Annotated in this window: 25 protein-coding genes and 2 pseudogenes; 15 read left to right on the plus strand and 12 right to left on the minus strand. The window is 58.9% G+C overall.

All coding sequences use genetic code 11. From position 1 onward, the window contains the following. Positions 1-42 precede the first annotated feature (42 nt). Positions 43-1,056: a biotin synthase BioB gene (gene bioB, locus IVB19_RS39945; protein WP_524536782.1), complete on the minus strand. Its 1,014-nt coding sequence runs from the start codon at positions 1,054-1,056 to the stop codon at positions 43-45. A 108-nt stretch (positions 1,057-1,164) separates the two neighbouring features. On the opposite strand from bioB, the gene IVB19_RS39950 reads away from it, so the two are divergent. From IVB19_RS39950 to IVB19_RS39965, 4 genes are all read left to right on the plus strand, one after another. Further along, positions 1,165-1,803: a GntR family transcriptional regulator gene (locus IVB19_RS39950; RefSeq protein WP_247822112.1), complete on the plus strand. Its 639-nt coding sequence runs from the start codon at positions 1,165-1,167 to the stop codon at positions 1,801-1,803. Positions 1,804-1,964: 161 nt separating this feature from the next. Beyond that, positions 1,965-2,324: a Dabb family protein gene (locus IVB19_RS39955; protein WP_247488589.1), complete on the plus strand. Its 360-nt coding sequence runs from the start codon at positions 1,965-1,967 to the stop codon at positions 2,322-2,324. Positions 2,325-2,439: 115 nt separating this feature from the next. After that, positions 2,440-3,834, plus strand: coding sequence for an aminodeoxychorismate synthase component I (pabB, locus tag IVB19_RS39960; RefSeq protein ID WP_247822113.1), 1,395 nt, complete (start codon positions 2,440-2,442; stop codon positions 3,832-3,834). Further along, positions 3,831-4,436, plus strand: coding sequence for an anthranilate synthase component II (locus IVB19_RS39965; RefSeq protein WP_247822114.1), 606 nt, complete (start codon positions 3,831-3,833; stop codon positions 4,434-4,436). The genes pabB and IVB19_RS39965 overlap by 4 nt, the downstream gene beginning before the upstream one ends. Before the next feature lie 667 nt (positions 4,437-5,103). Here IVB19_RS39965 and IVB19_RS39970 read toward each other — a convergent pair. Further along, positions 5,104-5,310, minus strand: coding sequence for a hypothetical protein (locus IVB19_RS39970; protein WP_247822115.1), 207 nt, complete (start codon positions 5,308-5,310; stop codon positions 5,104-5,106). Between the two features lie 312 nt (positions 5,311-5,622). Between IVB19_RS39970 and IVB19_RS39975 the strand changes: the two genes are divergently transcribed. Together IVB19_RS39975 and IVB19_RS39980 are read left to right on the plus strand one after the other, a co-directional pair. After that, a complete protein-coding gene (locus tag IVB19_RS39975) occupies positions 5,623-6,201 on the plus strand; it encodes a helix-turn-helix domain-containing protein (RefSeq protein WP_247822116.1) in 579 nt (192 codons plus the stop codon). Next, positions 6,194-7,417, plus strand: a complete 1,224-nt coding sequence (locus tag IVB19_RS39980) for a type II toxin-antitoxin system HipA family toxin (protein WP_247822117.1) — start codon at positions 6,194-6,196, stop codon at positions 7,415-7,417. Before IVB19_RS39975 ends, IVB19_RS39980 begins: the two co-directional genes overlap by 8 nt. A gap of 372 nt (positions 7,418-7,789) precedes the next feature. Here IVB19_RS39980 and IVB19_RS39985 read toward each other — a convergent pair. Both IVB19_RS39985 and IVB19_RS39990 read right to left on the minus strand, forming a co-directional pair. Beyond that, positions 7,790-8,060, minus strand: a pseudogene (locus tag IVB19_RS39985) (ATP dependent DNA ligase); the annotation flags it as partial. Continuing rightward, positions 8,060-8,313, minus strand: a pseudogene (locus IVB19_RS39990) (IS3 family transposase); the annotation flags it as partial. The pseudogenes IVB19_RS39985 and IVB19_RS39990, both read right to left, overlap by 1 nt. 1,105 nt (positions 8,314-9,418) lie before the next feature. Here IVB19_RS39990 and IVB19_RS39995 point away from each other — a divergent pair. Beyond that, positions 9,419-9,736 (plus strand): hypothetical protein, encoded by a 318-nt coding sequence (locus IVB19_RS39995; protein WP_247822118.1) that lies wholly within the window; start codon positions 9,419-9,421, stop codon positions 9,734-9,736. A gap of 242 nt (positions 9,737-9,978) precedes the next feature. Then, positions 9,979-10,437: a cupin domain-containing protein gene (locus tag IVB19_RS40000; RefSeq protein WP_051113032.1), complete on the plus strand. Its 459-nt coding sequence runs from the start codon at positions 9,979-9,981 to the stop codon at positions 10,435-10,437. Between the two features lie 69 nt (positions 10,438-10,506). On the opposite strand, the gene IVB19_RS40005 is transcribed toward IVB19_RS40000, so the two are convergent. The 3 genes from IVB19_RS40005 to istA all read right to left on the minus strand — a co-directional run bounded on the left by IVB19_RS40005 (position 10,507) and on the right by istA (position 13,930). Further along, positions 10,507-10,773, minus strand: coding sequence for a hypothetical protein (locus IVB19_RS40005; RefSeq protein WP_018457443.1), 267 nt, complete (start codon positions 10,771-10,773; stop codon positions 10,507-10,509). A 965-nt stretch (positions 10,774-11,738) separates the two neighbouring features. After that, on the minus strand, positions 11,739-12,626 hold the full coding sequence (gene istB / locus IVB19_RS40015) for an IS21-like element helper ATPase IstB (protein WP_276017385.1): 888 nt from the start codon (positions 12,624-12,626) through the stop codon (positions 11,739-11,741). Beyond that, on the minus strand, positions 12,626-13,930 hold the full coding sequence (gene istA / locus IVB19_RS40020) for an IS21 family transposase (RefSeq protein WP_247822119.1): 1,305 nt from the start codon (positions 13,928-13,930) through the stop codon (positions 12,626-12,628). Before istA ends, istB begins: the two co-directional genes overlap by 1 nt. Positions 13,931-13,993: 63 nt before the next feature. Here istA and IVB19_RS40025 point away from each other — a divergent pair, with 63 nt between their 5' ends. The 4 genes from IVB19_RS40025 (at position 13,994) to IVB19_RS40040 (ending at position 15,962) form a co-directional block, all read left to right on the plus strand. Then, complete coding sequence (locus tag IVB19_RS40025) at positions 13,994-14,263, plus strand: hypothetical protein (RefSeq protein WP_247822120.1); 270 nt, start codon at positions 13,994-13,996, stop codon at positions 14,261-14,263. Between the two features lie 305 nt (positions 14,264-14,568). After that, complete coding sequence (locus IVB19_RS40030) at positions 14,569-15,279, plus strand: hypothetical protein (RefSeq protein WP_247822121.1); 711 nt, start codon at positions 14,569-14,571, stop codon at positions 15,277-15,279. Between the two features lie 170 nt (positions 15,280-15,449). After that, positions 15,450-15,677: a hypothetical protein gene (locus IVB19_RS40035; protein WP_247822122.1), complete on the plus strand. Its 228-nt coding sequence runs from the start codon at positions 15,450-15,452 to the stop codon at positions 15,675-15,677. A gap of 114 nt (positions 15,678-15,791) precedes the next feature. Continuing rightward, entirely contained in the window at positions 15,792-15,962 is a 171-nt protein-coding gene (locus tag IVB19_RS40040) for a hypothetical protein (RefSeq protein ID WP_018457447.1), read from the plus strand. 742 nt (positions 15,963-16,704) lie between these two features. On the opposite strand, the gene IVB19_RS40045 is transcribed toward IVB19_RS40040, so the two are convergent. Together IVB19_RS40045 and IVB19_RS40050 are read right to left on the minus strand one after the other, a co-directional pair. Further along, positions 16,705-18,333: a hypothetical protein gene (locus IVB19_RS40045; RefSeq protein ID WP_247822123.1), complete on the minus strand. Its 1,629-nt coding sequence runs from the start codon at positions 18,331-18,333 to the stop codon at positions 16,705-16,707. A gap of 250 nt (positions 18,334-18,583) precedes the next feature. Continuing rightward, on the minus strand, positions 18,584-18,781 hold the full coding sequence (locus IVB19_RS40050; protein ID WP_247822329.1) for a hypothetical protein: 198 nt from the start codon (positions 18,779-18,781) through the stop codon (positions 18,584-18,586). Here IVB19_RS40050 and IVB19_RS40055 point away from each other — a divergent pair. Beyond that, positions 18,683-19,393, plus strand: coding sequence for an IS110 family RNA-guided transposase (locus tag IVB19_RS40055; RefSeq protein ID WP_247822124.1), 711 nt, complete (start codon positions 18,683-18,685; stop codon positions 19,391-19,393). The two genes, IVB19_RS40050 and IVB19_RS40055, sit on opposite strands and share 99 nt — an antisense overlap. A gap of 341 nt (positions 19,394-19,734) precedes the next feature. Here IVB19_RS40055 and IVB19_RS40060 read toward each other — a convergent pair whose 3' ends face one another. Beyond that, positions 19,735-20,103 carry an ABC transporter substrate binding protein gene (locus IVB19_RS40060; RefSeq protein ID WP_247822125.1) on the minus strand — a complete coding sequence of 123 codons (369 nt, stop codon included), beginning with the start codon at positions 20,101-20,103 and terminating at the stop codon, positions 19,735-19,737. A 268-nt stretch (positions 20,104-20,371) separates the two neighbouring features. Here IVB19_RS40060 and IVB19_RS40065 point away from each other — a divergent pair. Together IVB19_RS40065 and IVB19_RS40070 are read left to right on the plus strand one after the other, a co-directional pair. After that, a protein-coding gene (locus IVB19_RS40065; protein ID WP_088930867.1) for an IS3 family transposase occupies positions 20,372-21,525 on the plus strand; the annotation gives its coding sequence in 2 pieces (ribosomal slippage) (positions 20,372-20,621 and positions 20,621-21,525; 1,155 coding nt in all). 133 nt (positions 21,526-21,658) lie between these two features. Beyond that, positions 21,659-21,856, plus strand: a complete 198-nt coding sequence (locus IVB19_RS40070) for a hypothetical protein (protein ID WP_247564418.1) — start codon at positions 21,659-21,661, stop codon at positions 21,854-21,856. 333 nt (positions 21,857-22,189) lie between these two features. Here the strand turns inward: IVB19_RS40070 and IVB19_RS40170 are convergent, their stop codons facing one another. Both IVB19_RS40170 and IVB19_RS40075 read right to left on the minus strand, forming a co-directional pair. Further along, positions 22,190-22,393: an ABC transporter substrate binding protein gene (locus IVB19_RS40170; protein WP_253075560.1), complete on the minus strand. Its 204-nt coding sequence runs from the start codon at positions 22,391-22,393 to the stop codon at positions 22,190-22,192. 44 nt (positions 22,394-22,437) lie between these two features. Beyond that, positions 22,438-22,974, minus strand: a complete 537-nt coding sequence (locus IVB19_RS40075) for an ABC transporter substrate binding protein (protein ID WP_253075561.1) — start codon at positions 22,972-22,974, stop codon at positions 22,438-22,440. Between the last annotated feature and the right edge of the window lie 329 nt (positions 22,975-23,303).

A 23,303-nucleotide genomic window follows, 5' to 3' on the forward strand; every position in this document is an offset into this window, starting at 1 on the left:
CCCAAGCTGGATTTGCGCGCGGCGCGCGCTGCTCTGATTGATTCAGGCCAGGCTGGACGCGATGCCGAGCCGGTCCAGCAAGTTCGCGTCGCGATCGCGCTGCGGGTTCTTCGTGGTCAAGAGCGTGTCGCCGATGAAGATCGAATTCGCGCCGGCAAAAAAGCACAGCGCCTGCAGTTCATCGGTCATATACTGCCGTCCAGCGGACAACCGGACGACGCTCTTCGGCATCATGATCCGAGCGGTCGCCACCAGGCGGACCAGCGCAAAGGGTTCGGGACGCTCCGGGGTGTCGTTGACCGGCACGCCCGTGACCTCGTTCCACATGTTGATTGGAACGCTCTCCGGATGGCTGGGGAGATTGGCGAGCAACACGAGCATGCCAAGGCGGTCCTGGACGCGCTCGCCCATGCCGATAATGCCGCCGCTGCACACCTTGATGCCGGCCTCTCGAACATGTGCGAGTGTGTCGATGCGATCCTGCAAAGTACGGGTGCTGATGATCTTGCCGTAGAACTCCGGCGAGGTGTCGACGTTGTGATTGTAGAAGTCGAGTCCAGCCTCAAAGAGCTGTACGGCTTGGTTCGGAGTCAACATGCCGAGCGTGACGCAGGTTTCCATTCCAAGACCTTTGACCGCGCTAACCATATCGCAGACCTGATCGAGATCGCGGTCTTTTGGACTGCGCCAGGCCGCGGCCATGCAGAAGCGGCTCGCGCCGGCATCTTTGGCTCGCTGTGCGCTGGCGACCACATCGGCGCAATCCATCAGGCGGGTCGCTTTCAGACCGGTCTGGTAATGCGCGCTCTGCGAGCAGTAGCCGCAATCTTCCGGACAGCCGCCCGTCTTGATGCTGAGCAGGCTTGCGGTTTGGACGTGGTTTGGATCGAAGTTGTCGCGATGAACGCTCTGCGCCCGAAACATCAGGTCGGCAAACGGCAGGCTGTAGAGTGCTTGGGCCTCGGCGCGCTCCCAGTTACTGCGCACGTATGCGCCGTTTCTACTGTCGTTCCGCTCTACTCTCCCAGAGGCAATCATTAAGGCTTGCGTTCCCATCCATGATTGATCATAGATAATACTCGCGATTATCTATGATCGTTGGTCTTGATCTTGATGCTAATCCACGCCGCCTGCAAACGCACCCGCTTTTTTGATAGATAATCTATGATGACCGACGGCGAGAGTACGACCGTTGCCTGGCGCATTGCCGAGTCAATCGGAGAGCGCATAATCACCGGCGCGATCCCGCCAGATGCCCCGCTGCGGCAGGATCATGTCGCGCGGGAGTTCAACTCGAGCCACGTCCCGGTACGCGAGGCTTTTCGGCAATTGGAGGCGCAACATCTTGTCGTTGCTGTGCCCCGTCGCGGCGTTCGGGTTGCCCCGCTTGATACCACTTCAGTGAAAGAGATCGCCGAGATGCGTGCCGCGCTCGAAGTGGTCGCATTGCGCAATGCGGCGCCAAAGTTCACATCGACCCATTTGGCACGAATTGAGCTCGCTCTGATTGAAGGAGACAATGCCCAGACGATTCAGGATTTTGAGATGGCCAACCGCGCCTTTCACCAGGCGCTGGTGGCGCCGTGCGCGATGCCGCGCCTGCTCGCCAGTCTCGACGGGCTACAGCTTGCAAATTCGCGATTGGTGTTCGCGATGGCGCGCAATGCTGGGGGGCGACCGCGATCCAATCAGGATCACCGCCTGATTCTGCAGGCACTGCGAGCGCGCAACGTCGATCAAGCCTGCAACCTGCTCGCACGCCACATTCAAACGATTGAGCGCCTTGCCGTTCCCGCGTCCTGACTAGATGAGATCTGGCGGGCTCCGCTTCAGACCACAGACTATCGTAAGAGTGTCAAATCCTGTCTGTTTGCCGCGCGAGGCGGCATGTGGCGCTAGCGTTGCAGCGGGCTCGATTCCAAGATAGTTATGCGACCTGCTCGCGATTTAACCTATGGCCATCCATGATCCGTCACATTGTCTTGTTTACGGCCAAAGATAAGGCCCACATCGACCAAATGATCGAAGGCCTATCGCTTCTCACCAGGATCTCGCATGCCCGGCGGCTCGAGATTGCTCGCAATCGCAAGGCCGACCAGTTCGGCAACGATATCGACGTCGTGGTCTACGGTGAGTTCGACAACGAGACGGAACTCGCAGCCTACAAAGCGCATGAGCTCTACCAGGAATCGATCAGGCGAGCACGACCACTGCGCGAGCTGCGCCTCGCGGCCGACTATGACGTATCAACAGATGCGCGTTTCGTCTCAGCGGCAGGCGGAGTCCAACTTAGTCCGCGCATCGTATCCCCCGACGGGGCTTAGTCTGACAGTCAATCTCGAGAGCTTGCGGCGCTCTGACCAGCGTCGCTCTCGTTGTGGTCGGGATCATAATCGAAGCGTGTCTAGCAGCACGCCAGTCAGCGGTGACTCATAGGCGATGCACGTCCGTGAACTACAGTGGATTGAGCCTATCAAAGCGGTGCAATGTCTCGCGCATCGACCGCACCTCTCGTTTCTCGATAGCGCAGCAACGCATGAGTTGCTCGGGCGTTACTCATATGTGACCTGCGATCCATTCAGCACCTACATAGTCGCGGGTGGACGGGCGAGTTGCAACGGCGAAGATATCGATGGCGATCCATGGGAAGTTCTTCGCACTCTTCTCGCCAACTATCCGCAAGAGCATCGTCCCGATCTTCCGCCCTTTCAGGGAGGTGCGGCTGGCTTCTTTGCGTACGATTTGAACAGGACGCTGGAGCGATTGTCGGCGCCGGCAATTCCCGGTCAGCGCTTGCCGCAATCCATTCTGAATCTTTATGACGTGATCGTCAGCTACGACCACCGGGATAACAGATGCCGGATCGTCTCGACCGGATGGCCGGAGCAGGATCCCGCACGTCGCGGCGAGCGCGCACGTCGTCGAGCCGATGAGTTCGCAGCCCTGCTTGCCAACCCAAAGTCGCCGCGGATCGTGCTCCCCGGCACAGCGGGCGCATGGAATTCAAACTTCAGCCGAGAAGCATACATTACGGCGGTACAGCGCGTCATCGACTTGATTCTGGCCGGAGACCTCTTCCAAGCCAACATTGCGCAGCGCTTCACGGCCAGGCTGTCGACTATATTCGATCCGCTCACCTTCTATCGTCAACTGCGGTCATTGAACCCGGCACCCTTTGGGGCTCTCCTGCGGTACGGAAAGCTGACCATCGCATCGAGCTCGCCTGAGCGATTCCTGAAGCTCGACGGAACAAAGGTCGAAACACGACCGATCAAAGGCACGATCGCGCGTTCGGCTGATTCCAACGAAGACCAGCGCCGCGCTAACGTGCTCGTTGCGTCCGAAAAGGATCGTGCCGAGAACATTATGATCGTCGACCTCCTGCGCAACGATCTATCACGTGTTTGCACTCCACATTCAGTCGACGTTCCAGCCCTGTGCGATCTCGAGTCCTATGCCTCAGTGCATCACCTCGTCTCCATCGTTACGGGTACACTCGCGGGAGACGAGGATGCGGTTACCCTACTTCGAGCTTGCTTTCCTGGTGGCTCCATTACGGGGGCGCCCAAGGTGCGAGCGATGCAGATAATTACGGAAATCGAGCGTGTGGCGCGCGAGGTCTATTGCGGGGCGATCGGTTTCATCGGCTTCAACGGGCAGATGGATACGAATATCGCGATCCGCACTGTAACGATCGACGACGGTATGGCTGTATTTCATGCAGGTAGCGGTATAACGGCGATGTCGGACCCGGCGGCAGAATACGAGGAGACGCTTGCCAAGGCGCAGCGAATCTTTGACGCATTTCGTGCTGAAACATCCGGTGCATTTTGATTGTCATCATCGACAACTACGACTCCTTCGTCTTCAACATTGCCCGCTATTTCCAGGAGCTTGGTGAAGCAACGGAAGTCTTCCGGAACGACGTGGTCAGCGTCAGCGACCTCATTGACCTCAAGCCGCGCGCACTGGTCATCTCCCCCGGTCCGTGCACTCCAATTGAGGCCGGAGTATCTACGGCCGTCGTCCGTGAACTTTCGGGTCGCGTTCCAATTCTCGGCATCTGCCTCGGACACCAGTGTATTGGGAGCGTATTCGGCGGACGGGTGGCGCGTGCACGTTGCCCTATGCACGGTCGGTCCTCGTATGTAACGCACGACGGCCGAGGGCTATTCAGGGAGCTGCCGTCGCCACTTTGCGTTGGTCGCTACCATTCTCTTGTTGTTGAGCTCGATGAGTCATGCGCCCCGAATCTTACGGTGAGAGCGCGTTCCGACGAGGGCGAGATCATGGCCCTCGCACATCGCTATCAACCAACTTTTGGTGTGCAGTTCCACCCGGAATCGATACTTACCCAAGACGGGCACGTGGTGCTTAAAAACTTCCTGCGACTCGCAGAGACTTATCGCTCGCAGCAGGATAAGACAACAACGTGAGGTCGTGGGTTGGAGTGGGGCTGTTATCTCGCGAAGCCAACTATTACCCGCCGGCGGCCAGTGCGAGGGCGGTCCGCAGCCCGGAAGGTGGGTGCCGCGCTGCGGAGAACAGCGCGCTACTACGTTCGTTTCCGCCGGCCGGCGGGGGGCGCTCAGCGACTCATGGGGCTGGGGTTCGTGCCTCTGCGCTATTTACAACGTTGCGTAGAACAATTTCAGACAGCTGCACAACCAACTGTTTGAGACGCGCAATCTCTTGCTTGCAGCGTTCAAGCTCGCACTGTTCGTCGCTCATGAGCGACATTTCGCGGCGATCTCTATTTGCTGTAACATGATTCATCTAGATCCACCGGAGTTGACGCTGGTCGTCGAGCATGCCCCAAGAGATCGTATGCATTTTCGCAATGAGTGGCGAGCTCACGCTTAAATCCTGCGTTTGACTGCTATCGTCAGGGATTTCACCGCCTCCATCAGAAGCGGCGGGAGACCGATCGATCTGCGACTAACTTGTTCGGTAGTCGCGGTCTGACCTTGCCCCGCGGATTTAATCCAGTTTCAAGTTCGCTCTGGCCCAGGACACGGACTGGAGCATGAAGCGCAGCCGCTTTTCGGAACAGCGGATCATAGGGATCTGAAGGATCATGAGACGGGCGTGTCGGGGCAGAGCTCATAGGCAGCTCGGCGCAGCTACCGGGCAGATATAGGCCGTCACGAATGCATCCCATTCGAGCTTTGGCGAGAGCCGGATTCCCTCGCGGCGAAGACGCTCGATCTTGTCCTTAAAGTTCGTGATATCTCGACCCCGAAGCTCGTGGAGCCGACTGTAGGGGATCCCGCTTGCCTGCCCGAAATAGCCTTCCGGGTCGGCGTACATCGTTCTATCTCCGTGTTCTGCCCGCGCAGTTTGGCTGGCCTCGCGGACGCCAATCGGGGTTTTTGCAGCGAAAATCCCAAAAGTGGGTCTTCCGGTGGCATCGACAGCCGGGAACCGACATGTGGGGGCTTCAGAGCCGGCTCACCATGGCGTTCGACAAGTGGCGCTACGTTGTCGCGCCCCCTCGTTAACTGATATGGTTCTATTATCAAGCTGCTGCAATGATAATGATAATTATCGATCTTGAAACTGGAGGCGTGGCCATGATATACTATTATTATCGAAACGATCCTATGATTAGGATTATATATCATGTCCTATCCGAGCGAAGAGCTTGTCCGGACCGTTCAGGCGAAACGGACGCAAGAGCGCATAAGCCAGCGTGCGTTGGCGGTCCGATCGGGTCTGACCCAGGCGCATATCTCCCAGATAGAGACCGGCCGCGTCGAACCGGGCCTGTCCAGCTTCATCCAGATGGTCCGGGCACTCGACCTCGAGGTCGTACTAGTGCCCAAGAAGCTGCTTCCCGCGGTGGAGGGCGTCCTGCGCTCAAACTTCCACGAATTCTCCTTCGAGGAAGGAGCGTCAAACCTCTTCGTCAAGGCCGAACGCATCGTTTCCGGACAAAGGAAGCGCCACGGTAGCTCCGCTGCGCTCGACCGCATCGCCGAATACTTGCGCTTTCTGAAGCAGGTCCATCTTTCGAAAACTGACCTGAACCTTGTCCAAGACGTCGTCGATACACTGCGAGGCTATCGCGCCGAACCTATCCCCAACCCAGTGCTGGAAAATTCGGCAGGCGTGTTGCAAGGTCTACGCAACCGGATCGCGCATCCCGTAGAAGCCCCCCGCCCGGCCTACGCTCTCGACGAAGAGGATGACGATGCCTGACGTATCGGTCCTGGACGTACGCCTGCACGACAACCCGATCGCGACCCTCACGCTCATACAGGGCGACCGGTCGCTGCTCGCCTTCAACCAGAGCTACATCGACGACGCCGCACGCCCAACATTGAGCCTGTCCTTCAAGGACACGTTCGGAAATCTGCTCACCTCATTCAAACCGTATCAGCAGGTCGTTCCGCCCTTCTTCTCCAATCTTCTGCCGGAGGGACCGCTGCGTCGCTACCTCGCGGAACGCGCGGGCGTGAAGGAAAAGCGCGAATTCTTTCTTCTCTGGATGCTGGGCCGGGACCTCCCGGGCGCCCTGTCAGTCCATCCGGCGGAAGGAGAAGCGTTGCCTTCCCAAGTCGAGGAGGATCTCACACCGGACGAGCGGCAGAACCTGCTGCGCTTCTCGCTCGCTGGCGTGCAGCTGAAGTTCTCGGCGCTCAAGAACGATCCCAAAAACGCCGGTCTGACCATTCCCGTCCAGGGCGTCGGCGGTTCGTGGATAGTCAAGCTTCCGTCCCATCAGTACCCGGGCGTGCCCGAAAACGAATTCTCCATGATGATCCTGGCGAAGGAGATGGGCATGGAAGTGCCTGAGCTCCAACTGATCGACGTCGAGTCGATCAAGGGGCTTCCGGAAGGACTCGGTGAGCTGAAGGGGCGTGCACTCGCCGTCAAGCGGTTCGACCGCTCCGCCGACGGACCGGTCCACATGGAGGACTTCGCGCAGGTATTCGGCGTGTTTCCGGACGAGAAGTACGACAAGGCCAACTACCGGAGCATCGCGCGCGTTCTCGGCATCGAGACCGGCGAAGCCGGCGTCGCCGAGTTTGTCCGACGGCTCGTGTTCAGCACGCTGATCGGCAACGCGGACATGCATCTGAAGAATTGGTCGTTGATCTACCCCGACCGCCGCACGCCCGTCCTGTCGCCCGCCTACGATTTGCTATCTACGATACCGTATATCGCGGACGACGAGATGGCGCTGAACTACTCGCGCACGAAGAAGATGACCGAATTCTCCAAGGACGAGCTCACGCATCTGGCGGCGAAGGCGAAGATCTCGGAAGCGCTCGCCCTCGACACGGCCGCGGAAATCGTCCAGCGCTTCAAGAAGATATGGTCGGAACGCAAGGGCGATCTCCCGCTGGAAAAGAAAGTCGTCGAAGTCGTCGACGCACATACCGCTTCGATCCCGATCTACAGCGAGCTCTGAGCCGTGGCTTACTTAGCCGGATCGAAGGGCGGCAGCGCTGACATACAATCCCACGCTGGTCATCGCTGTCTCTCCCGTTCAATCGGATGGGCCCACGCCACGCCTTCAGGATCGTTTTCGGCAAGCCATGCGCTTGCGGCCTGCTAGGTGGCAAAGACCTTTATCCAATCCACATCGCCCGCGCGCTTATGACCATGCTCGTAAATCCAGACAGACTCTTGTCGTTGTTGAGCGCCGCCTCGTTGACCTTCTCACGGTCAAACCGATCCTCAGGCGGAAGGTCCATGACAGCGTGGTACGATTCAGCCGGGGCCGTGCGCCGATCACCCGGAGGCTTTCCCGCCCATTCTCTCCATTGGTCGAACGCATCAGTCATCGCAAAATTTTCCTCAATCCCTTGAAGAGCGGATGCCGCACTTTCCTTCGGCGCTCTTGGTCCTGTACTCGATCTCCGCCAGCAATTGCGGTTCACCCCAAATGCCTCGATGCGCGATGCGCTTCGGTAGGGTTGTGTCTTGCGCATCAGCGGGTTGAGTTTCTTCTGAAGCTCCTTCGCGTCGGCTGGCGAAAAGCCGTGATCAACTTTGCCCGCGTAGATCAGGTCCTCGCCCTTGCGCCGACCAAGGTAGAGGCCATCCCATTCTTGTGGTTAATCAGATAGCCCTCCCGCTTGAGCAGAGCATGCAGCCGCCGATAACCGAAGCGGCGATGCTCCTGGGCGATCGCCCGCATGCGCTGGCGAAGGCTGGTATCGTCAGCCCGGGTGGTTTGGTATCTCACGGTCATGCGGCAACAGCCGATGGCTTTACACGCCTGCCGTTGGCTCATCCCGAATGCCTCTCGCAAATGGACGACAGGTTCCGCTTCCCCGCGGGCGTTGCGCGCCGTTTACGGAGTCGAGATCAATCCACTAGCTGTCGCTACAATCCACCGGCTGCCCCAACGCACGATCGAATCGATTCGCCCGATGCCGGGAACTGTATCGCCGCGCATTGCCATCCGAACCCCATCGGGCCCTCCGAGAACCGCCGTTCCGCCGCGAACGTCAAGAACGGTCCAACCCTCAATGGTTGCTGGTCTTGTCTCCGGGGCAGGCATGAGAGGCCCGCTGGGCGCTATCGAGCCGGTCGCCGTCATATCTGCTTCGATGCCCTGAGGAACGGTGCTCGAAACGTCCACGGATTGATGAGCCCTGTCGGACCATGTGGCTGTCGGTTCGGCGGAAATGCTCGCTCCATCCGCGGAGAATTGACTTACGCCTGGCGGTGTTCGCAAAGCCAAAGTCGATACCGTCTTTCGCGGGCCTCCGGTCCTGCGGCCTGACTTCGTTTCGGCGCTTCGACGCGAAGGCGTTTCTGTCTGAGTGGTTGAATTGAGCGACGCGAAAGTTATAGGACCGTACCGACCAAAACCGGCAGCCCATCCCAACGCAAAACCAGCGATCACCGCGCCTGCGACCAGCCAATTGGTGCGCTTTCGATCGCCGTCTGCTTTCAATAATGCAAGAACCTCTTCTCGGCTGGCACTCGAGTAATCCCGCGCGCTCAGCGTCACACGCGCCATTTGGTCTTCGCTGGCTTCAGCGACCCTCGCCTCGATCTCTTCCAAGGTATTCGCCTGGCGCAAACGCATGATCGCATCCCTTGTCGCTCCCCAATGATCATGCTGCAAACTGAATCAATCATTAACGGCGAATGAGCCGCTAGATCAATATTGATTAGAACCATTGCGCAGCGGGCGACTAGAGGTGGGTCACGAATCGCACGGCGGCGATAAGTTCAGCTTTCTTAACAGGGGATCCAGCCCGTCCGAACGGCACCGCTTAGCCTCAGCCTGCTTTAGAGGCTGATCAGCCGCGCCCTTTCTTGGTCCTTTCGCGGTGTCGGCTCTCTTGTTTGCGGCCCTGGCGTTCAGGTCATGGGGATCGTGCCAATGACGAGCCGTAAAGTCGCGACGCGGTGGAAGAGCGACTTGCTTTGGTGCGGATGGCGGTAAATCAGCTTGCTCTTCTTCGCCAGGCTGGACGTACGCAACATCCGCGCGCTCACCGGCAGCTGGCATATCCAGTTTGATTGTGAATGGCAGGCGATCAGCCTTGTTACCGGCTACTATTGGCATGACCACATCGGCCGCGGGCGGCGGCCCGGATTTCTTCGTGGCTGCAGCAATAGCGCCCAGTCCAACCAGGCAAGCCACTCCAAGCACGACGATTCTAATCACGTGGCGGCTCCCGGTGCAGAGCGGCCCAACGGTCATGATCAGTTGGTCCAAAATGAGGCTGCTCGCTTGGTGTGGTTAACCCACGCAGCGTTAAGCTGAAACATGGGCTCGTGGGTTGGAGCAGTAGCTGAGTAAGCTTCGAGCGAGAAAATGCAACGGGCCGACTTCTTCGATGTTTCGTCCGAGCGTTGGCAAGCCAAGGTCAGCGGAGCTGTCACTCTTGGTGGGATCATAAATCTGCTAAGGCCTCCAATCGTTAGAATGCGGCAGCGGCAGGCTAACTTTCAGTTGACTTGCTTCACCGCTGGCACACGATGCTCGCTCACCAAATGGAGGAGATCATGCTCAGTCGCTTGCTCGCTTCGGCTTTCGTCCTGGCAGGTGTGAACACAGCCATTGCCGATGATATGAAAATGCCGATTAACTCTGGTGAGCTTAAATGGGAGGCAGCACCACCCACCTTGCCGAAGGGGGCCGACATCGCGGTACTCTCGGGCGACCCGTCCAAAGAAGGGCTGTTCGTTCTCCGCCTAAGAATGCCAAGCGGCTATAAAATTCCCGCCCATAATCATCCAACAGATGAAGGCGCTACCGTCATATCGGGCAACTTTCACATCGGAATGGGCGACAAACTCGATGAGAAGAAAGCGATCGAGCTAACAGCGGGCGGATACGCCGAAGCGCCTGCCAAAATGAACCACTATGGTTGGACAAGTAGTCCTTCCGTTGTTCAAATTCATGGCCAAGGGCCACTCGGGATAACTTACGTCAATCCCGCAGACGATCCGAGTAAGAAGTAGCGAAGCAAACGAATCGTCTCTGTGTCGCAAGGCAAAAGAAAAGCCCGGACGGTGGTCCGGGCACATTTGTTAGTCGTTGTCGTGATGAATGACGGTTTTCTCTCGGCTGCCGTCCTCATTCTCTTTCTTAATGACCGTCGTCCTGTCACTTTCCGTGTGCTCAGGCTCCCTGACGACCGTTGTGCGGTCCCGATCAACGGGGCGGTGCTCGTGAGACTCTCCGACTGTGACGCCTCCGCCGACCGGACCGGCCTGAACGCCGACACCGACTTCATCCGCGATTGCGGGTGTCGCGATTGCACTCACGATCGCCGCAGCAAACAAGTACTTGCGCATCCTATTCTCCTTCACTTCGTGAGTTGGAGAATGTCTGCGTGCGACAGTTTGTTCCAGAACAAGGGGTGTCAAGCTGCTCATTGTTCACGCAAGTTCCCGTTGCGGGTGAGGCCTTGGATTGGGCGGAACGATTGAGGTTTATCAAACCGCAGGTCTCTTCCGAGCATTGGTTGCGCCGTCTCTCGGAGTGGCTGAGTGGCATCGGATCTGAAGTTCTGGATGGGCGGGGCAGCATCGCGATGATGGCCGCCGACGCCCATTTTAGCAACGCATGGACGGATGCCAAACGGAAGCAGGCTCACGGGGCACGCGTTTCGTCGCTAAGCGGATCGCCCAAAGGGCCTCCGGGTCGGGCCGAAGCTGCTGGCCGAGGTCGAGTACCGCGCGAAGTCGGCGGAGAGGAAGGTCCGGCCACCCGATCTTCAAGGCTTGCGGAAAGATTTGTGACGGGGGCCTATGATCGCGGCAGGAAGCAAGCCCGACGTTAGCGCTCGTTGCGCATGTAGGACTACGCTCGCAGATCTCCCGGTGGGCGGGATCATCATATAGGGTCGAGGCCTGCGGATGCCCTTGCTTGGCAAACGTATCGAAGCCGGCGCGCTGCTCCCGAATGGCCAGCATGGAGAAGAACACAAACGCCGCCCCAGCGACGGCGATCAACATCCACCAGCTGCGCTTCATGTGCGCCTCCGTCGGAGCTCGCAACACCGATACCGCACTGGCGATCAGCTTGCGATGCTCGTTACGCTCAGGCCTTTCGTCGGATCAGGTTCCCCCCAGAACCGGTTGCGACACCGCAAACGCAGGCCCCTCGGCTGCCCGTGGGCGGCGGTCCTGCGGTTCATGTTTCAATTTTACCTTTTGAAACAAGCGACCAGCGCGGCCGTTTACGGTGCGTAAGAAGAAGGTGGAGGACGGCTTCTTATGCAACATGTCAAACGCCATCCGGAACTGCCCCCTTTGCGTCATGTAGAACTGCCCCCACCATCGGGATTATGATCTCGGTGAAGGTTGTTTCCGCCGGTGACGGGCCGGAGGGAGGCGGAGCCGACCGGAGGGTCGTCACCGGCGGTCGGCGTTTTGATGAGGCCGCTCCTGCGCTTGGCGCGGAGCCGGTAGCTGTCGCCGCGGATCGTCAGCACATGGCTGTGGTGCAGGAGCCGGTCGAGGATCGCGGTGGCGACCACGGGATCGGCGAACACTGTGCCCCATTCGGCAACGCTGCGGTTGGACGTGATCAGCATGGCGCCGGTTTCGTAGCGCCGGCTGACCAGTTGGAAGAACAGATGCGCCGCGTCAGGTTCAAGTGGCAAGTAGCCGAGCTCGTCGACGATGAGCAGCTTTGGCTTCGACAGCGCGAGCAGTTTCTCGTCCAGGCGTCGCTCGCCGTGGGCCTTGGCAAGACCTGCGACCAGCGTCGTCGCCGTGGTGAACTGCACCGTGTACCCGGCCAGGATAGCCTCTCGCCCCAGCGCGATCGACAAGTGCGTCTTGCCGACGCCGGGCGGCCCGAGCAGCAGCACATTCTCGCCGTTGGCGATCCAACGTGACGCGGCAAGATCGCGGATCTGCTTTGGATCAATCGAGGGCTGCGCCTCGAAGTCGAAGCCTGCGAGCTCCTTTACGGCCGGGAAGTGTGCAAGCTTCAGCGCCATCTCGATGCGACGATGATCCTTGCGCGCGATCTCACGTTCGCACAGCAAGATCAGCGTCTCACGCGCCGACAGGTTCGCGCGCGCCGCCTCGTCGAGCAGGCTGTCGAGCTGATCGCGGATCCCGGAGAGCTGCAATCGCGCCAGCATGGCATCTAGCGGATCGGTCGTCGCTTCCATTACCTTTTTTGCCCGCGTCATCAGAAGCGTCCTCCGACCACGGCTTCGTATTCGGCAAGAGGACGTAACAACGACGGCGGTGAGGACGGCGCCAGCACCGCCGCGATCTCCGCCCGGCGGACCGCGCCACTGCGACCAGCAACACCATCGAGATGGGCGGAGTCGACGATCCGCAGCCGGCGCCCCTCCGATTGCTTGTGCACTGCTACCTGGTGCAATCCATGGCGGATCCGCACTTCGCCGGCCGCGATCGTTACCGCCACGCGCTCGCCAATCAGGCGCCACGGCACCGAGTAGCTGTTCGTGTCGATCTCGACGGCGCAATCATTGCCGACGACGCGGGTCAGTTCACGCAAGGATCCAAACGACGGCTGCCCGCCGAGCGGCTTCAACCGATGTATCTCGTCACGCGCGAAGCGGATGATCGGCGCCTCGCCGGTCGTGCCGTGGATACGAACGTTCGCAACCTCACGCTCCCATCTGTCGAGATGCGCCTCGAATGCTTCCCAACTTGGGAAGGAATGACCGGCGATCGCGTTCTTCTTCACGTAGCCGACGCCGTTCTCCGTCTTGCCCTTCGTGCGCGCCCGATATGGCGCGCAGGCGCGAGGACGGAAGCCCCAATGTTTTGCGAAGGCTACCAGCTTGTCGTTGAACTGAACCGACCGGCTCACCGCGTCGTGGCGCACGACAAGCGCGCGTGGATTGTCCATCAGCACTTCCTCCGGCACACCGCTGAAGGTCGTGAATGTGCTCTCGAGCCCGGCGAACCAATGCTCCTGCCTCTCGGCCCGGAACGCACGCACATGGAGCCGTCGCGAGTGTCCAAGCGTTGCCACGAACACGAATGCCTTGACTTTCGCCCCTCCGATCTCGACCAGGCGCTCCCCGAAGTCGATCTGCAGCTGCCGGCCCGGCGGCGTCTCAAACCGAGTCGTCGCCAGCGCCTCCGCCTTCAGCGCCTGCCGATAGGGCTGCACCGCGCGCTGCAGCGTCCGCCGGCTGACGGCCACGCCTTTGTCCGCCAACAGGTCCTGGCGCACCACGTCGGCATTGCCGCGATGCCGAATGAGCCTCTCGCGCAGCCAACCCTCAAGGCCGTCGAGACGCTTCGGCCGCTTAGGCGACTTGAATGGCTTCACCCCGCCCGCCGCCACGTAGTCCTTTACTGTGTGATGGCTGCAGCCCAGCTGCCGCGCAATCCGCTTCACACCCCACCCGCACGCCCTCAGGCGCATCATCTCCGCCACGTCATCCGGCGTCTTCATCACCTGCCCCCGTGGATCATTCCACGCCGAGCTTTCAGTGATTCGTTCCCGCTTCATTCACTCTCTCCTCAGTATCCGAGGAGGGGGCAATTCCTCGTGACGCTGAGGGGGCAGTTTTCCATGGCGCGCGACACAACAAGCACCGCTGCCGGTCTGCTGGCCCTCTCCGCTGCGAGTGCCTCGGCCGCCATCGCATGTCAGGGGGCTTTTGCTGGCGCGTTCATTCTCGCTAATCCCTACTCCCCGTCCCCGACCATCGTCATCAATCCTGATTATTGCAGGCCGCCGACAGCAACCATAGTCATTCACGAGCGCTGGCGTCCGGTCGAGCGCTTCACCCGGGAGTACGTCGTTCGAGACTATGGCGGCTTCGACGATCCAGAATGGTAGCCAAGTCGCACATGGAAATGCGATGGCCCCAGCACGCAAACACTGAGGCCGGTTTAATGATGGGCGACGGAACAGCTTCCGCATTCGCGGCCGATCCGAGTTCCCGACTTGTGCCGCTCCCTCGGGCGGGAGCAAAACCTCCCCAACGATTGGCGAACTCGGCTGCAGCACTGGTTTTCAATTCGGACCCGGATCTCGTTTCAGGCCCACAATGAATCCATGGCGCCGCCAGAGTTGAGCCGCATGGCAGCCTAAGTGGCCGCGAAGGGTGGTCCCGGTGAGGGGCGCAACACCGGGAGTTTTCGATGTCCGGTTATTTGCGAGTTTGCTTCGCCGGTTTGGTTCTTGTTGGAGGTCTTGCGGCGACACCTGCGGTCTCCGACCCTTTTGCCGACTTGTTCAATGGCGCTCCGCGCGAGCCCGCAGCAACCTCTTTGGCGCAAGCGCAATGCTTGCCGCGACCCGGCAACACGACCGCGGACGGGGCGCATTGGGTCTATCGGTTCGACGGTCACCGTAAATGCTGGTTCCTGACCGAGGGTATGGCGAAGGTGAAGAAGACAGTTCGTCATCGCGGTGCCGAAGATCGCACCGCCAGTTTGGACGAGAACGGGAGTGCGCGGCCCAGGAAGAGCGCGGTGGTTAATGCGCGCGCGGAGTTGCTGCGCTCCGCACCGGCCGAGCCCTCCCAGCCGCCTACAGCCGAAATCAAGGTGGCTGATGCCGCTTCCGTGCTCGATATGGGCACCACCATGACCTCAGCGGTACCCACCGATCTTCACAGCCGGCCGCCTACGCCTGAGCACTCCGTGCCCGGCCAAGTTGACGTTGAGCAGCTCCTCGCGCCCGCCGGCTCACCTCCAGCTATGCCAATGGGCGCGCACCTTGCAGAGGCGCACGACGAGGCACGCAGCTGGACGGCAACTTGGTCAGGTGTGCTGCTGATGATGCTTGGTGGCTTCTCAATCCTAAGCTCGAACCGCACGCTTCGGCACGCAGTGAGATTACGCCAGTGAGGTAGCGCAATAGCCTAGGCACGTACGCGCGCCGCTGCGCGATCGATGAATTTCAAGTATAGCCGAATTGCCACACGTACAAAGGTTCCGCCCGCCCACACTTTAGTTTGCCCGCCGCCTTAGACGGACATTCGATTACGATGACGGTCCCGTTGGGATCGGATTGCGGAATGCGGTACAAAGCATTCGTGGTGGACAGCAGCCGGCAAGTGATCTGCGTGGCGAAGCTCGACTGCATTGACGAGCAGGCGGCGCGGCGTCGAGCCGAGCAAATGCATGCCGAGCACGACGTTGAGCTTTGGCAAGGCGATCGATTTGTTGCTGTGTTCCGAGGTGCAACGACGAACGACAATGAGCGCGCGATCCTGAATAGACGGCCGGTCTCGCCGCCGACTTGACATTCGAATATTGTGAGTTGCCGGCCTGGCAGGCTGCCGACATGTCGCAGGGCCAAAGTCGCCGAGCATGCCCATAAACACCCCGCGTCTTCGGAACCGGGGTGCAGCTCAGGAATGGGTTTCGCGCTGAAAAACATTGAAGCGGTTGAACTTCGCGCAGCTGGGTTGGTCGAGAAGTGGCTCCAGACTCAGATATTGAACGATACCAGCATACTTGGTCTGGGCGAGCTTGAAGTCTCGCGCGAGAGCGCCGTCAGCCGCATGGCGGCAAGAGCGACTTCCTGATGTACTCGGAGGAAGCGGACACCTTCTACGAAGAAGAGGTAATGCTGGGAGCGTTGGACGAGAGTCACATTATCCGCATCATCGAATATTGGGGTGTTGAGCGGCAGCGTCGTCCCGGGTCAGAACACAGAGCCGTAATTGTCGCAGAGAGAATCACGAGCCGTTTTTCAACGTGCTACGGGTCCTCAATCGTTCAGTGCCGATGATCGCAGTGCAGCTCGGAGCTTTTAAGCTGGACGAAAGCAACGTGGTTCTTCATGGCGTCACTGTGTTGGACGTTACCGAATAGACGCCTGAAGTACATACTTCGGAGGAGGCTGAACGAACGGATACGGAAGTATTGGGAGAAGAAGCGCGACTTTGCTTCATTGACCGTCCTGGACAAGATTGCAACCGCCCTGAAGGCGGCTGGGCTCAAGGAACGCCTGTCATACAACAAGCATCACGTAGCACTTGGATCAACGGGTAATAACTTGTGTTGGTTTCACCCTCGCAGAACGGTTGGTTTCTGCCATATCGAGTCCATGATGAGCTCTGAACTGAGGGATGAGCATCGTTCAAATGTTCAAAAGGCCGGCATTGATGCTTTGGCTAGGAGCACGGATCGCAAACAAGACGCTGGATGAAAGGATCGGACGAATTGTCGAATCGCTAAAGCGTACGGAAACGCTAAGTCGCTGACAATGGCACCGCTAACCGCTTCATCGCTGGTATTGCGGGCAGTGCATGACCAGCAGGATACTTAGCCACTCTGCTGACCCATTCCTTTTAGGAGGTTCTCCGGCACTTCGTGGGGCACCGCGGTCGACCTGATGGTCGCTTTGCCGAGCTCGTCCAAAACGGCAGGAGCTATGCCCAGCGCCGACGACATAGCGTGGCGCAACTCTCGCGCCTGGTCGGGTGCATGCTGCGCTAGAGTAGCGATCTGAGCGGAGGCCTGTGTTAGCTCTCTAATCACTCGAGTATATTCCTGCGGAGGATCCGGCAGCGACTTCACTAAACTAAAGAACGGGTCGGACCGAATATAACGTGCCGCAACGTCAAGGAAGGGCTTCATGCAGCGCTCTCGGTCGGTGTAGTAGCGCGCCTCCCAATGAAGACTTTCGTTATCAACGGTTATGCCTTGAGCCGTCCCACTAACGTCGGTGGACGCAAAACGCTCGCTTGCGCTCGCCTCGATTGACAAATCGACGTGGCCAACGACTCCGGGCAAGTCAAAGACCAGGTTCGAACTGAAATCGTCCTCTCCGACGCCATAGTTGATGAGGACGTCCTGCAGCACGGACGTAGATGGCTGGGCCGCATGATCGGTCGCCACTGTCGCCTGAACCGTGATCGAACCCTGCACGTTTGGTTGGTCCAGTTGCGCCGGTGGATTCAGGTCAACTCCATTGATTCGCCATCGGTATATGGGAAGCCCAAATCCACGCACAGTGGCAACGCAAGTCACTTTCTTCGGAGCGCTGTCGACATACCACTTATAGAGATCCTTTGGGCAGGTGAAAAAGGGCGACGTCAACGCCACGCCTTCATTCACGTGGAACGGCTTTCCCTCGGGCTCGGGGTCGATCGAGAGCTTTACGTCCCGCCGCAATCCCTCCAGGAGCGGAAATGGATTTTCAGTGGCGAGCTGGGGCGTGCTCCCCGGCCGGAAATATGTATTAATCAATTGCGAGAAGGCTGCGGCTGCGTCGTTCTTGCCCGTGAGGTTTTGATAAGTTTGCGCAAGGCTGTCCCGTCCCGCAGCAATGATGTCTGGAATGGAGTGGTTCAGTTGGTTCTTGAGGTAGTAGAGAAACAGCAAGGACGATCCGAAGCTGAGCGGATTCTTATCGGTGTTCTCGGAGGCGTTGATCCACTGCGTGTCGCGGCTGGACTGCAACCAGCTGTTCACCCATGGCGTTGCGAAAAACAGTGAATACCCTGTACCGAAGCGCTCGCGGGCGCAAAGTAACGACAGGCCCTCGCCATCGCTCTTGCTCGCGTTCCAGGCGGCGTTTCCGTGCTTGTTACGGTAGCTCGCAAGAACCTCGACCAATTCAGCCACAAAAGACATGCAGCTGCTCTGACCCGCAGCAATCGCGTTCGCGTTTGCCGTCTGGTTGCCGATCTTGATGATCGTGTTGCCTCCCTTGTACCCGTTGTTGCTTGCCCCACCCGCTGCAAAGTCCGCAATGATTTGAACTGTGACGCGATTGTCGGGTCCAAATCCATCCGTGATTTTATACCAGCTAGCCAAGAGACCGAATTCAGCTTCACAGACTCCCAGGACTCGCTGAGCCCGCGAGATCGCGTTCGGATTGCCATCGGGGCCGAGCAGGGTTTCGTCGTACTGGATGTTGAAATGCGCAGTCTGTCCAAGCGTCTGCATCTCGGATGCTCCTGCAAAAATAAGCCCCATGGGACGAAAAGCACCACCAATTATGCAGCAATCGGCCTGTTCGACGAGTAGCGATGCTACATCACTGGCTTCTTATCGCTACGTTACGCTAGACGGCGCTTTGCTTGTGAGAGCCAGTTCACAGTTTTGGTTGTTCGCGCATTATTAGATGCGCACGGGTAAATGAGCTCCGGATAAAGGAACTCGAAAAGTCGGGTTCCTGTTGAACAGGTCGAGCGCATCAGCAGACCATGCGCGACTGGTTTAGGGTCGTTGCCCCAGGCTGAACATCTTCTTCGAGAGGGAAGGCATAGCGCGTATCATGCAATGTGGTTGGTGCATGGAGGTTTGCGTCAAAGATCTTGATAGTCATGCGACCAAAGCCCTTCTTGTCAGCCGAGCTCTGCTCGTCAAGATCAAGCGGGATATCGAAAATCAAATCCGGGGACTCCTCAAGAATCTTGGGCTTGTCATCGGACGAGCGAAGATGAATATGTTTGCTGTGCGTGCCGCGCAGTTGGCCGAGGATCGGTCAGAGCGTTTTGCCGCGGTAGATCCATTGCTGAAGGCACGCGAGGCCGTCGAGCAACAGATTGTGGACCTTGACCGCAAGGTGCTGCGGCTGGCTCGCAATAATGCTCAGGTTCGACGGTTCATGACGGCTCCTGGCATCGGCCCGGTCACGGCCCTTTGCTTCCTTGCGACGATCGATGACCCCGCTCGCTTCAAGAGATCACGAAGCGTCGGAGCCTACGCAGGACTAACGACCCGCCGATACGCATCCGTCGAGATTGACTGGACGGGCCGAATCTCGACATGCGGCGATAAGATGCTGCGAAGTTACCTTTACGAGGCGGCCAATGTGCTGCTCACACGCGTAGCAAAATGGTCAGCACTCAAAGCGTGGGGCATTCGGCTTGCGAAACGAAGCGGGCTACGCAAAGCCAAGGTTGCGGTTGCCCGAAAACTTGCTGTCATTCTGCATCGGATGTGGATCGATGGTCCCGAATTTAAATGGTCGTCAAAGGACACCGCTGATCAGCCTGCATAAAGGATAACGAGTTCCCGCCGAACAGCGGGAGCGAACGTCCCTGCCGGGACGCTGGCGTTGGTGAGATCGCCCCTGGCTTTGCGGTGCTCGAAAGGGCAAAGCGCGCTTCACACATTGATCCGCTAACGTCATCTTACGCCATTATGCGGAGGACACGCCCTACCGCGGAGAGAACCATGGACCCGGCAAGGATGTTCAAGGAGAGCTTGACCTCGCGCCCGGAATTAGAGAACAGCCGGGGTCAGAAGCTGCCGAACTGGGCCCGGCTGCAAACTTCCAGTTTGCCCCTGTGGCTGACTTGCACCGACACCCCGACAACGGAAACGATCGGCCAGAAGCGGTCATTCAATCACTTCATCTGCAAGCGCCAGTAAGCTCGGAGGAACGGCAATATTGAGCGCTTTTGCTGTCTTCAGATTGATTGCGAAAACGAACTTGCTTGCTTGTTCGATGGGTAGGTCGCTCGGCTTGGTGCCGCCGAGAATCTTTGCGACATAACTCCCGGCATGACGAAATCCATCGTCTAGATCACTTGAATAGGACATTAGAATGCCAGCGCGGGCCAGTTCGGGATAGGGGCCGACGGTTGGCCGACCTGCCTTGCTGAGAGCGGGAACCGCTCGCGACTTGTTGATCGTTAGCATAGGTTCGCCAGACAGGTAGAATGCACTTACTTCGTCGCGCAAACCTTGCGCGATGGCTTCCTCCAAATCGTCGATGTAGACTGTAGTTCGACACCTCGAAGCCAAGCTGGGCGCCCACCTTCTTCAGAGCAGCCTTTTCCTTCTCCAGCAGTAAACCTTCGAGCGGTCCTAACATGCCAATCCGCGTCACGTGCGGCACGAGCTCTCCAAAAAGGCTCATACGCTTTGCGGCAAGAGCCTCTTCGCCGCCTATTGCGTTCAGCACGTTCCCGGTGAGCTGCTGCCGGTTTGATGGACACCGAGATTGGGTGTTTTATCGAGCCAGAGGTGGGTCATGCAGAGACGGAAGTTCAGTCGAGAGTTCAAGATCGAGGCGGTCAAGCTCGTCAGGGAGCGCGGGGTATCTGTGGCGCAAGCTGGCCGAGACCTGGGCGTTCATGAGAACGTGCTGCGCAAATGGGTGAAGGAGTTCGGCTTCGACGCTGCGCAGTCGTTCCCCGGCCACGGGCAACTGAAGCCTGAGCAATTGGAGATCGAGCGGCTGCGGCGCGAGGTCAACAAGCTGAAGGCGGAGCGGGATATCCTAAAAAAGGCCGCTGCCTACTTCGCGAAGGAAGCGACATGAAGTTCGGCTTCATCGCGAAGCACCGGGGCATCTGGCCGGTGGCATGGCTATGCGAAGCGATGGGCGTGTCGCGGTCGGGCTTTCATGCCTGGCTGAACCGATCGCCCAGCGCCAGATCCCGGAGCGACGAGACCGTAGGCCAGCAGGTCAAGGTCAGCTTCCTTGCCAGTGACCGGACTTACGGCGCGCGGCGCGTCTGGCGAGACCTTCTGGCGGACGGCGTCGAATGCGGCCTGCACCGGGTCGAACGGCTGATGCGCCTGCAGGCCCTGCGGGCGCGGCCACGACGCCGGCGTCTGCCGAAGGACGCAGGCCATCGCCAGATTGCGAACGTGGCGTCGAATCTTCTGGATCGGCAGTTCGAGGCCGAGCGCCCGAACCAGAAGTGGATCGCCGACTTCACCTACATCTGGACGGCTGAGGGCTGGCTCTATGTGTCGGCGGTGATCGACCTGTTCTCGCGCCGGGTGGTCGGCTGGTCGATGAACGCCAGCATGACCGCCCAGTTGGTTGCGGACGCCCTGTTGATGGCGGTCTGGCGGCGCGGCAAGCCGGATGCCCTGATGCATCATTCCGATCGCGGCAGCCAGTACGTCAGCGAGCAGTTCCAGCGCTTGATGGCTGATAGCGGCATCGTCTGCAGCATGAGTCGGTCCGGCAACGTCTGGGACAACGCGGCGATGGAGAGCTTCTTCTCGTCGCTGAAAACCGAACGCACCGAGCGCAAAACCTATCGCACCAGGAACGAGGCCAGAGCAGATGTGTTCGATTACATCGAGCGGTTCTACAACACGACCCGACGTCACTCGACGATCGGTTACCTCAGCCCTGTTGAGTTCGAGCGCAAGGTGGGATTAGCTTAACCCGGTGTCCATCAAACCGGCAGCAGCTCACGGTGACCAAGCCGCCCGGCCGCGCATAACTCTGAGCCAAACCCGACGCAATTGGATCAGCGGCGTAGGAGGTGAACACCAGCGGCATCTCAGGGAGCATCCTGTGCACGAAGTTAACGACCGCTGCGACCACAATGACGACTGGTTTGAGTTCGCCAAGTTCTTGAGTCAGCGCGGGTATTCGGCTCAGATCGCCATCGGCGAAACGAGTAACAAGTGCATAGTTTCTGTCTTCGACAAGACCGGCCTCCCTCAGGCCACGACGGAGGCCAGCGAGGCGATCGTTCAGCTGGTCGGCTGACCCAGGAATTAGGACCCCAACGAGTGGCAGCTTACCTCTCGTCTGGGAATATGCCGCCGATTGCGAATTCCAAGCGACAGCTACTCCTATCAAACTGATGAATTCCCGTCGGTGCATGCCTCCCTCCAAGGATGACCACAAGGGAAGCCATGCTAACGGCCCACCGATACGAAAGCGATTCAAGATGCGCCTGGAAGTCCGGTTTGGGTCAAAATGCGAAGAACTCAACCAGAGCAAATCTAGTCCGCCGTGCCGCAATAAGCGGACCTCAACGAGACGCGCCGCTACTTCGCAGGGCCAATTCCGGACTCATGCGTCGCGCGAAGGTGAGCCTTATTCGATCACCTCGTCGGCGCTGGCAAGCAATGTCGGTGGTATGGTCAGGCCGAGGGCGTTAGCGACCTTGAGGTTGATCACCAACTTCAAGCGCGTGGGCTGTTCGACGGGAAGATCAGCCGGTTTTGCGCCCTTCAGAATTTTATCGACGTAACCAGCTGTCTTGACGAGAATTTCGGATACATCTTGCCCGTACGACATTAGCAGTCCAAAGCGAACCTTTTCAGCCCATATCGATACCCCGGCTATTCGGTGCGCCAGCGCTGATGCTCCAACCTGCGGTCCTCGTTCGCGAGCATCGATCCGACCACAATAGCGCCGTCGCATCCGTCGGCAGCAGCAGCCGAAAATGCCCCATCGATTGCCTCCGGGGTTGCCACTTCGAACGGATGCAGGACAACACCGATCGCCTCAGCGGCTTTCGAGTACGCTGAGACATTGTGTTCTGAAGTATTGGGGTCCATCGACCGATCTAGGAGAAGCGCCACGCGGCTCAGACTTGGGACAGCTTCCTTCAAAAGGCTGAGACGTTTGCCGGAAAGATCGGTTCCAATAACAGATAACCCGGTCAGATTTCCGCCGGGATGCGCCAGACTAGCAACAAGTGCGGTGCCAACCGGATCTGGCACGATAGCGAAGACAACGGGTATTGTGCTCGTGGTCTGCTTTAGTACAATGGCTCCCGGCGCCGTTATCGCAACGATTACATCGGCATTACTTTCGACCAGCTCTTTGGCGAGGCTGCGAAACTGCTCCAGCTGTTCGGCGGGAAATCGATGCAAGAACACAACGTTCTTGCCTTGGACGTAACCAAGATCATCAAATGCCTTGGTCAGGCTATCCAGATAGACCTTCTCTTCCTCGGCGCTGCCCGCATGTCAAAGCACGCCAATCTTGGCCGCTCTGCCGCTTGTCGCCCCCTGCTGCGCGTGCGCCGCTAGCGGCAAAGCGGGTGACAGTCCAACCAGCCGGATGAAGTCCCGTCGTCGCATATGTCCTCTCCTGCAAGGACGCGCCTATTGGGAAGAACACTCTAGCACTCTTTCTCGTGGGATTTTGAGGTGCTTTAAAGGACCGCTTCGGGTCAAAGGCGGCGGTCGGACCCGGACTG

This window comes from Bradyrhizobium sp. 187, from assembly GCF_023101005.1.
In the GTDB taxonomy this organism is placed as follows: Bacteria; Pseudomonadota; Alphaproteobacteria; order Rhizobiales; family Xanthobacteraceae; genus Bradyrhizobium; species Bradyrhizobium canariense_D.

What these genes read in the sequence shown, in the direction of transcription:
- IVB19_RS40035 (WP_247822122.1), top strand. Translation starts at nt 15,450, where the DNA reads ATGCGGTACAAAGCATTCGTGGTGGACAGCAGCCGGCAAGTGATCTGC.
- IVB19_RS39955 (WP_247488589.1), top strand. Translation starts at nt 1,965, where the DNA reads ATGATCCGTCACATTGTCTTGTTTACGGCCAAAGATAAGGCCCACATC.
- IVB19_RS40030 (WP_247822121.1), top strand. Translation starts at nt 14,569, where the DNA reads ATGTCCGGTTATTTGCGAGTTTGCTTCGCCGGTTTGGTTCTTGTTGGA.
- IVB19_RS39980 (WP_247822117.1), top strand. Translation starts at nt 6,194, where the DNA reads ATGCCTGACGTATCGGTCCTGGACGTACGCCTGCACGACAACCCGATC.
- IVB19_RS40170 (WP_253075560.1), bottom strand. Translation starts at nt 22,393, where the DNA reads ATGTCGTACGGGCAAGATGTATCCGAAATTCTCGTCAAGACAGCTGGT.
- IVB19_RS40045 (WP_247822123.1), bottom strand. Translation starts at nt 18,333, where the DNA reads ATGCAGACGCTTGGACAGACTGCGCATTTCAACATCCAGTACGACGAA.
- IVB19_RS40000 (WP_051113032.1), top strand. Translation starts at nt 9,979, where the DNA reads ATGCTCAGTCGCTTGCTCGCTTCGGCTTTCGTCCTGGCAGGTGTGAAC.
- istA (WP_247822119.1), bottom strand. Translation starts at nt 13,930, where the DNA reads ATGAAGCGGGAACGAATCACTGAAAGCTCGGCGTGGAATGATCCACGG.
- bioB (WP_524536782.1), bottom strand. Translation starts at nt 1,056, where the DNA reads ATGGGAACGCAAGCCTTAATGATTGCCTCTGGGAGAGTAGAGCGGAAC.
- IVB19_RS40055 (WP_247822124.1), top strand. Translation starts at nt 18,683, where the DNA reads ATGGAGGTTTGCGTCAAAGATCTTGATAGTCATGCGACCAAAGCCCTT.
- IVB19_RS39975 (WP_247822116.1), top strand. Translation starts at nt 5,623, where the DNA reads ATGTCCTATCCGAGCGAAGAGCTTGTCCGGACCGTTCAGGCGAAACGG.
- IVB19_RS40005 (WP_018457443.1), bottom strand. Translation starts at nt 10,773, where the DNA reads ATGCGCAAGTACTTGTTTGCTGCGGCGATCGTGAGTGCAATCGCGACA.
- IVB19_RS39970 (WP_247822115.1), bottom strand. Translation starts at nt 5,310, where the DNA reads ATGTACGCCGACCCGGAAGGCTATTTCGGGCAGGCAAGCGGGATCCCC.
- IVB19_RS39950 (WP_247822112.1), top strand. Translation starts at nt 1,165, where the DNA reads ATGATGACCGACGGCGAGAGTACGACCGTTGCCTGGCGCATTGCCGAG.
- IVB19_RS40040 (WP_018457447.1), top strand. Translation starts at nt 15,792, where the DNA reads ATGGGTTTCGCGCTGAAAAACATTGAAGCGGTTGAACTTCGCGCAGCT.
- istB (WP_276017385.1), bottom strand. Translation starts at nt 12,626, where the DNA reads ATGACGCGGGCAAAAAAGGTAATGGAAGCGACGACCGATCCGCTAGAT.
- IVB19_RS40025 (WP_247822120.1), top strand. Translation starts at nt 13,994, where the DNA reads ATGGCGCGCGACACAACAAGCACCGCTGCCGGTCTGCTGGCCCTCTCC.
- pabB (WP_247822113.1), top strand. Translation starts at nt 2,440, where the DNA reads ATGCACGTCCGTGAACTACAGTGGATTGAGCCTATCAAAGCGGTGCAA.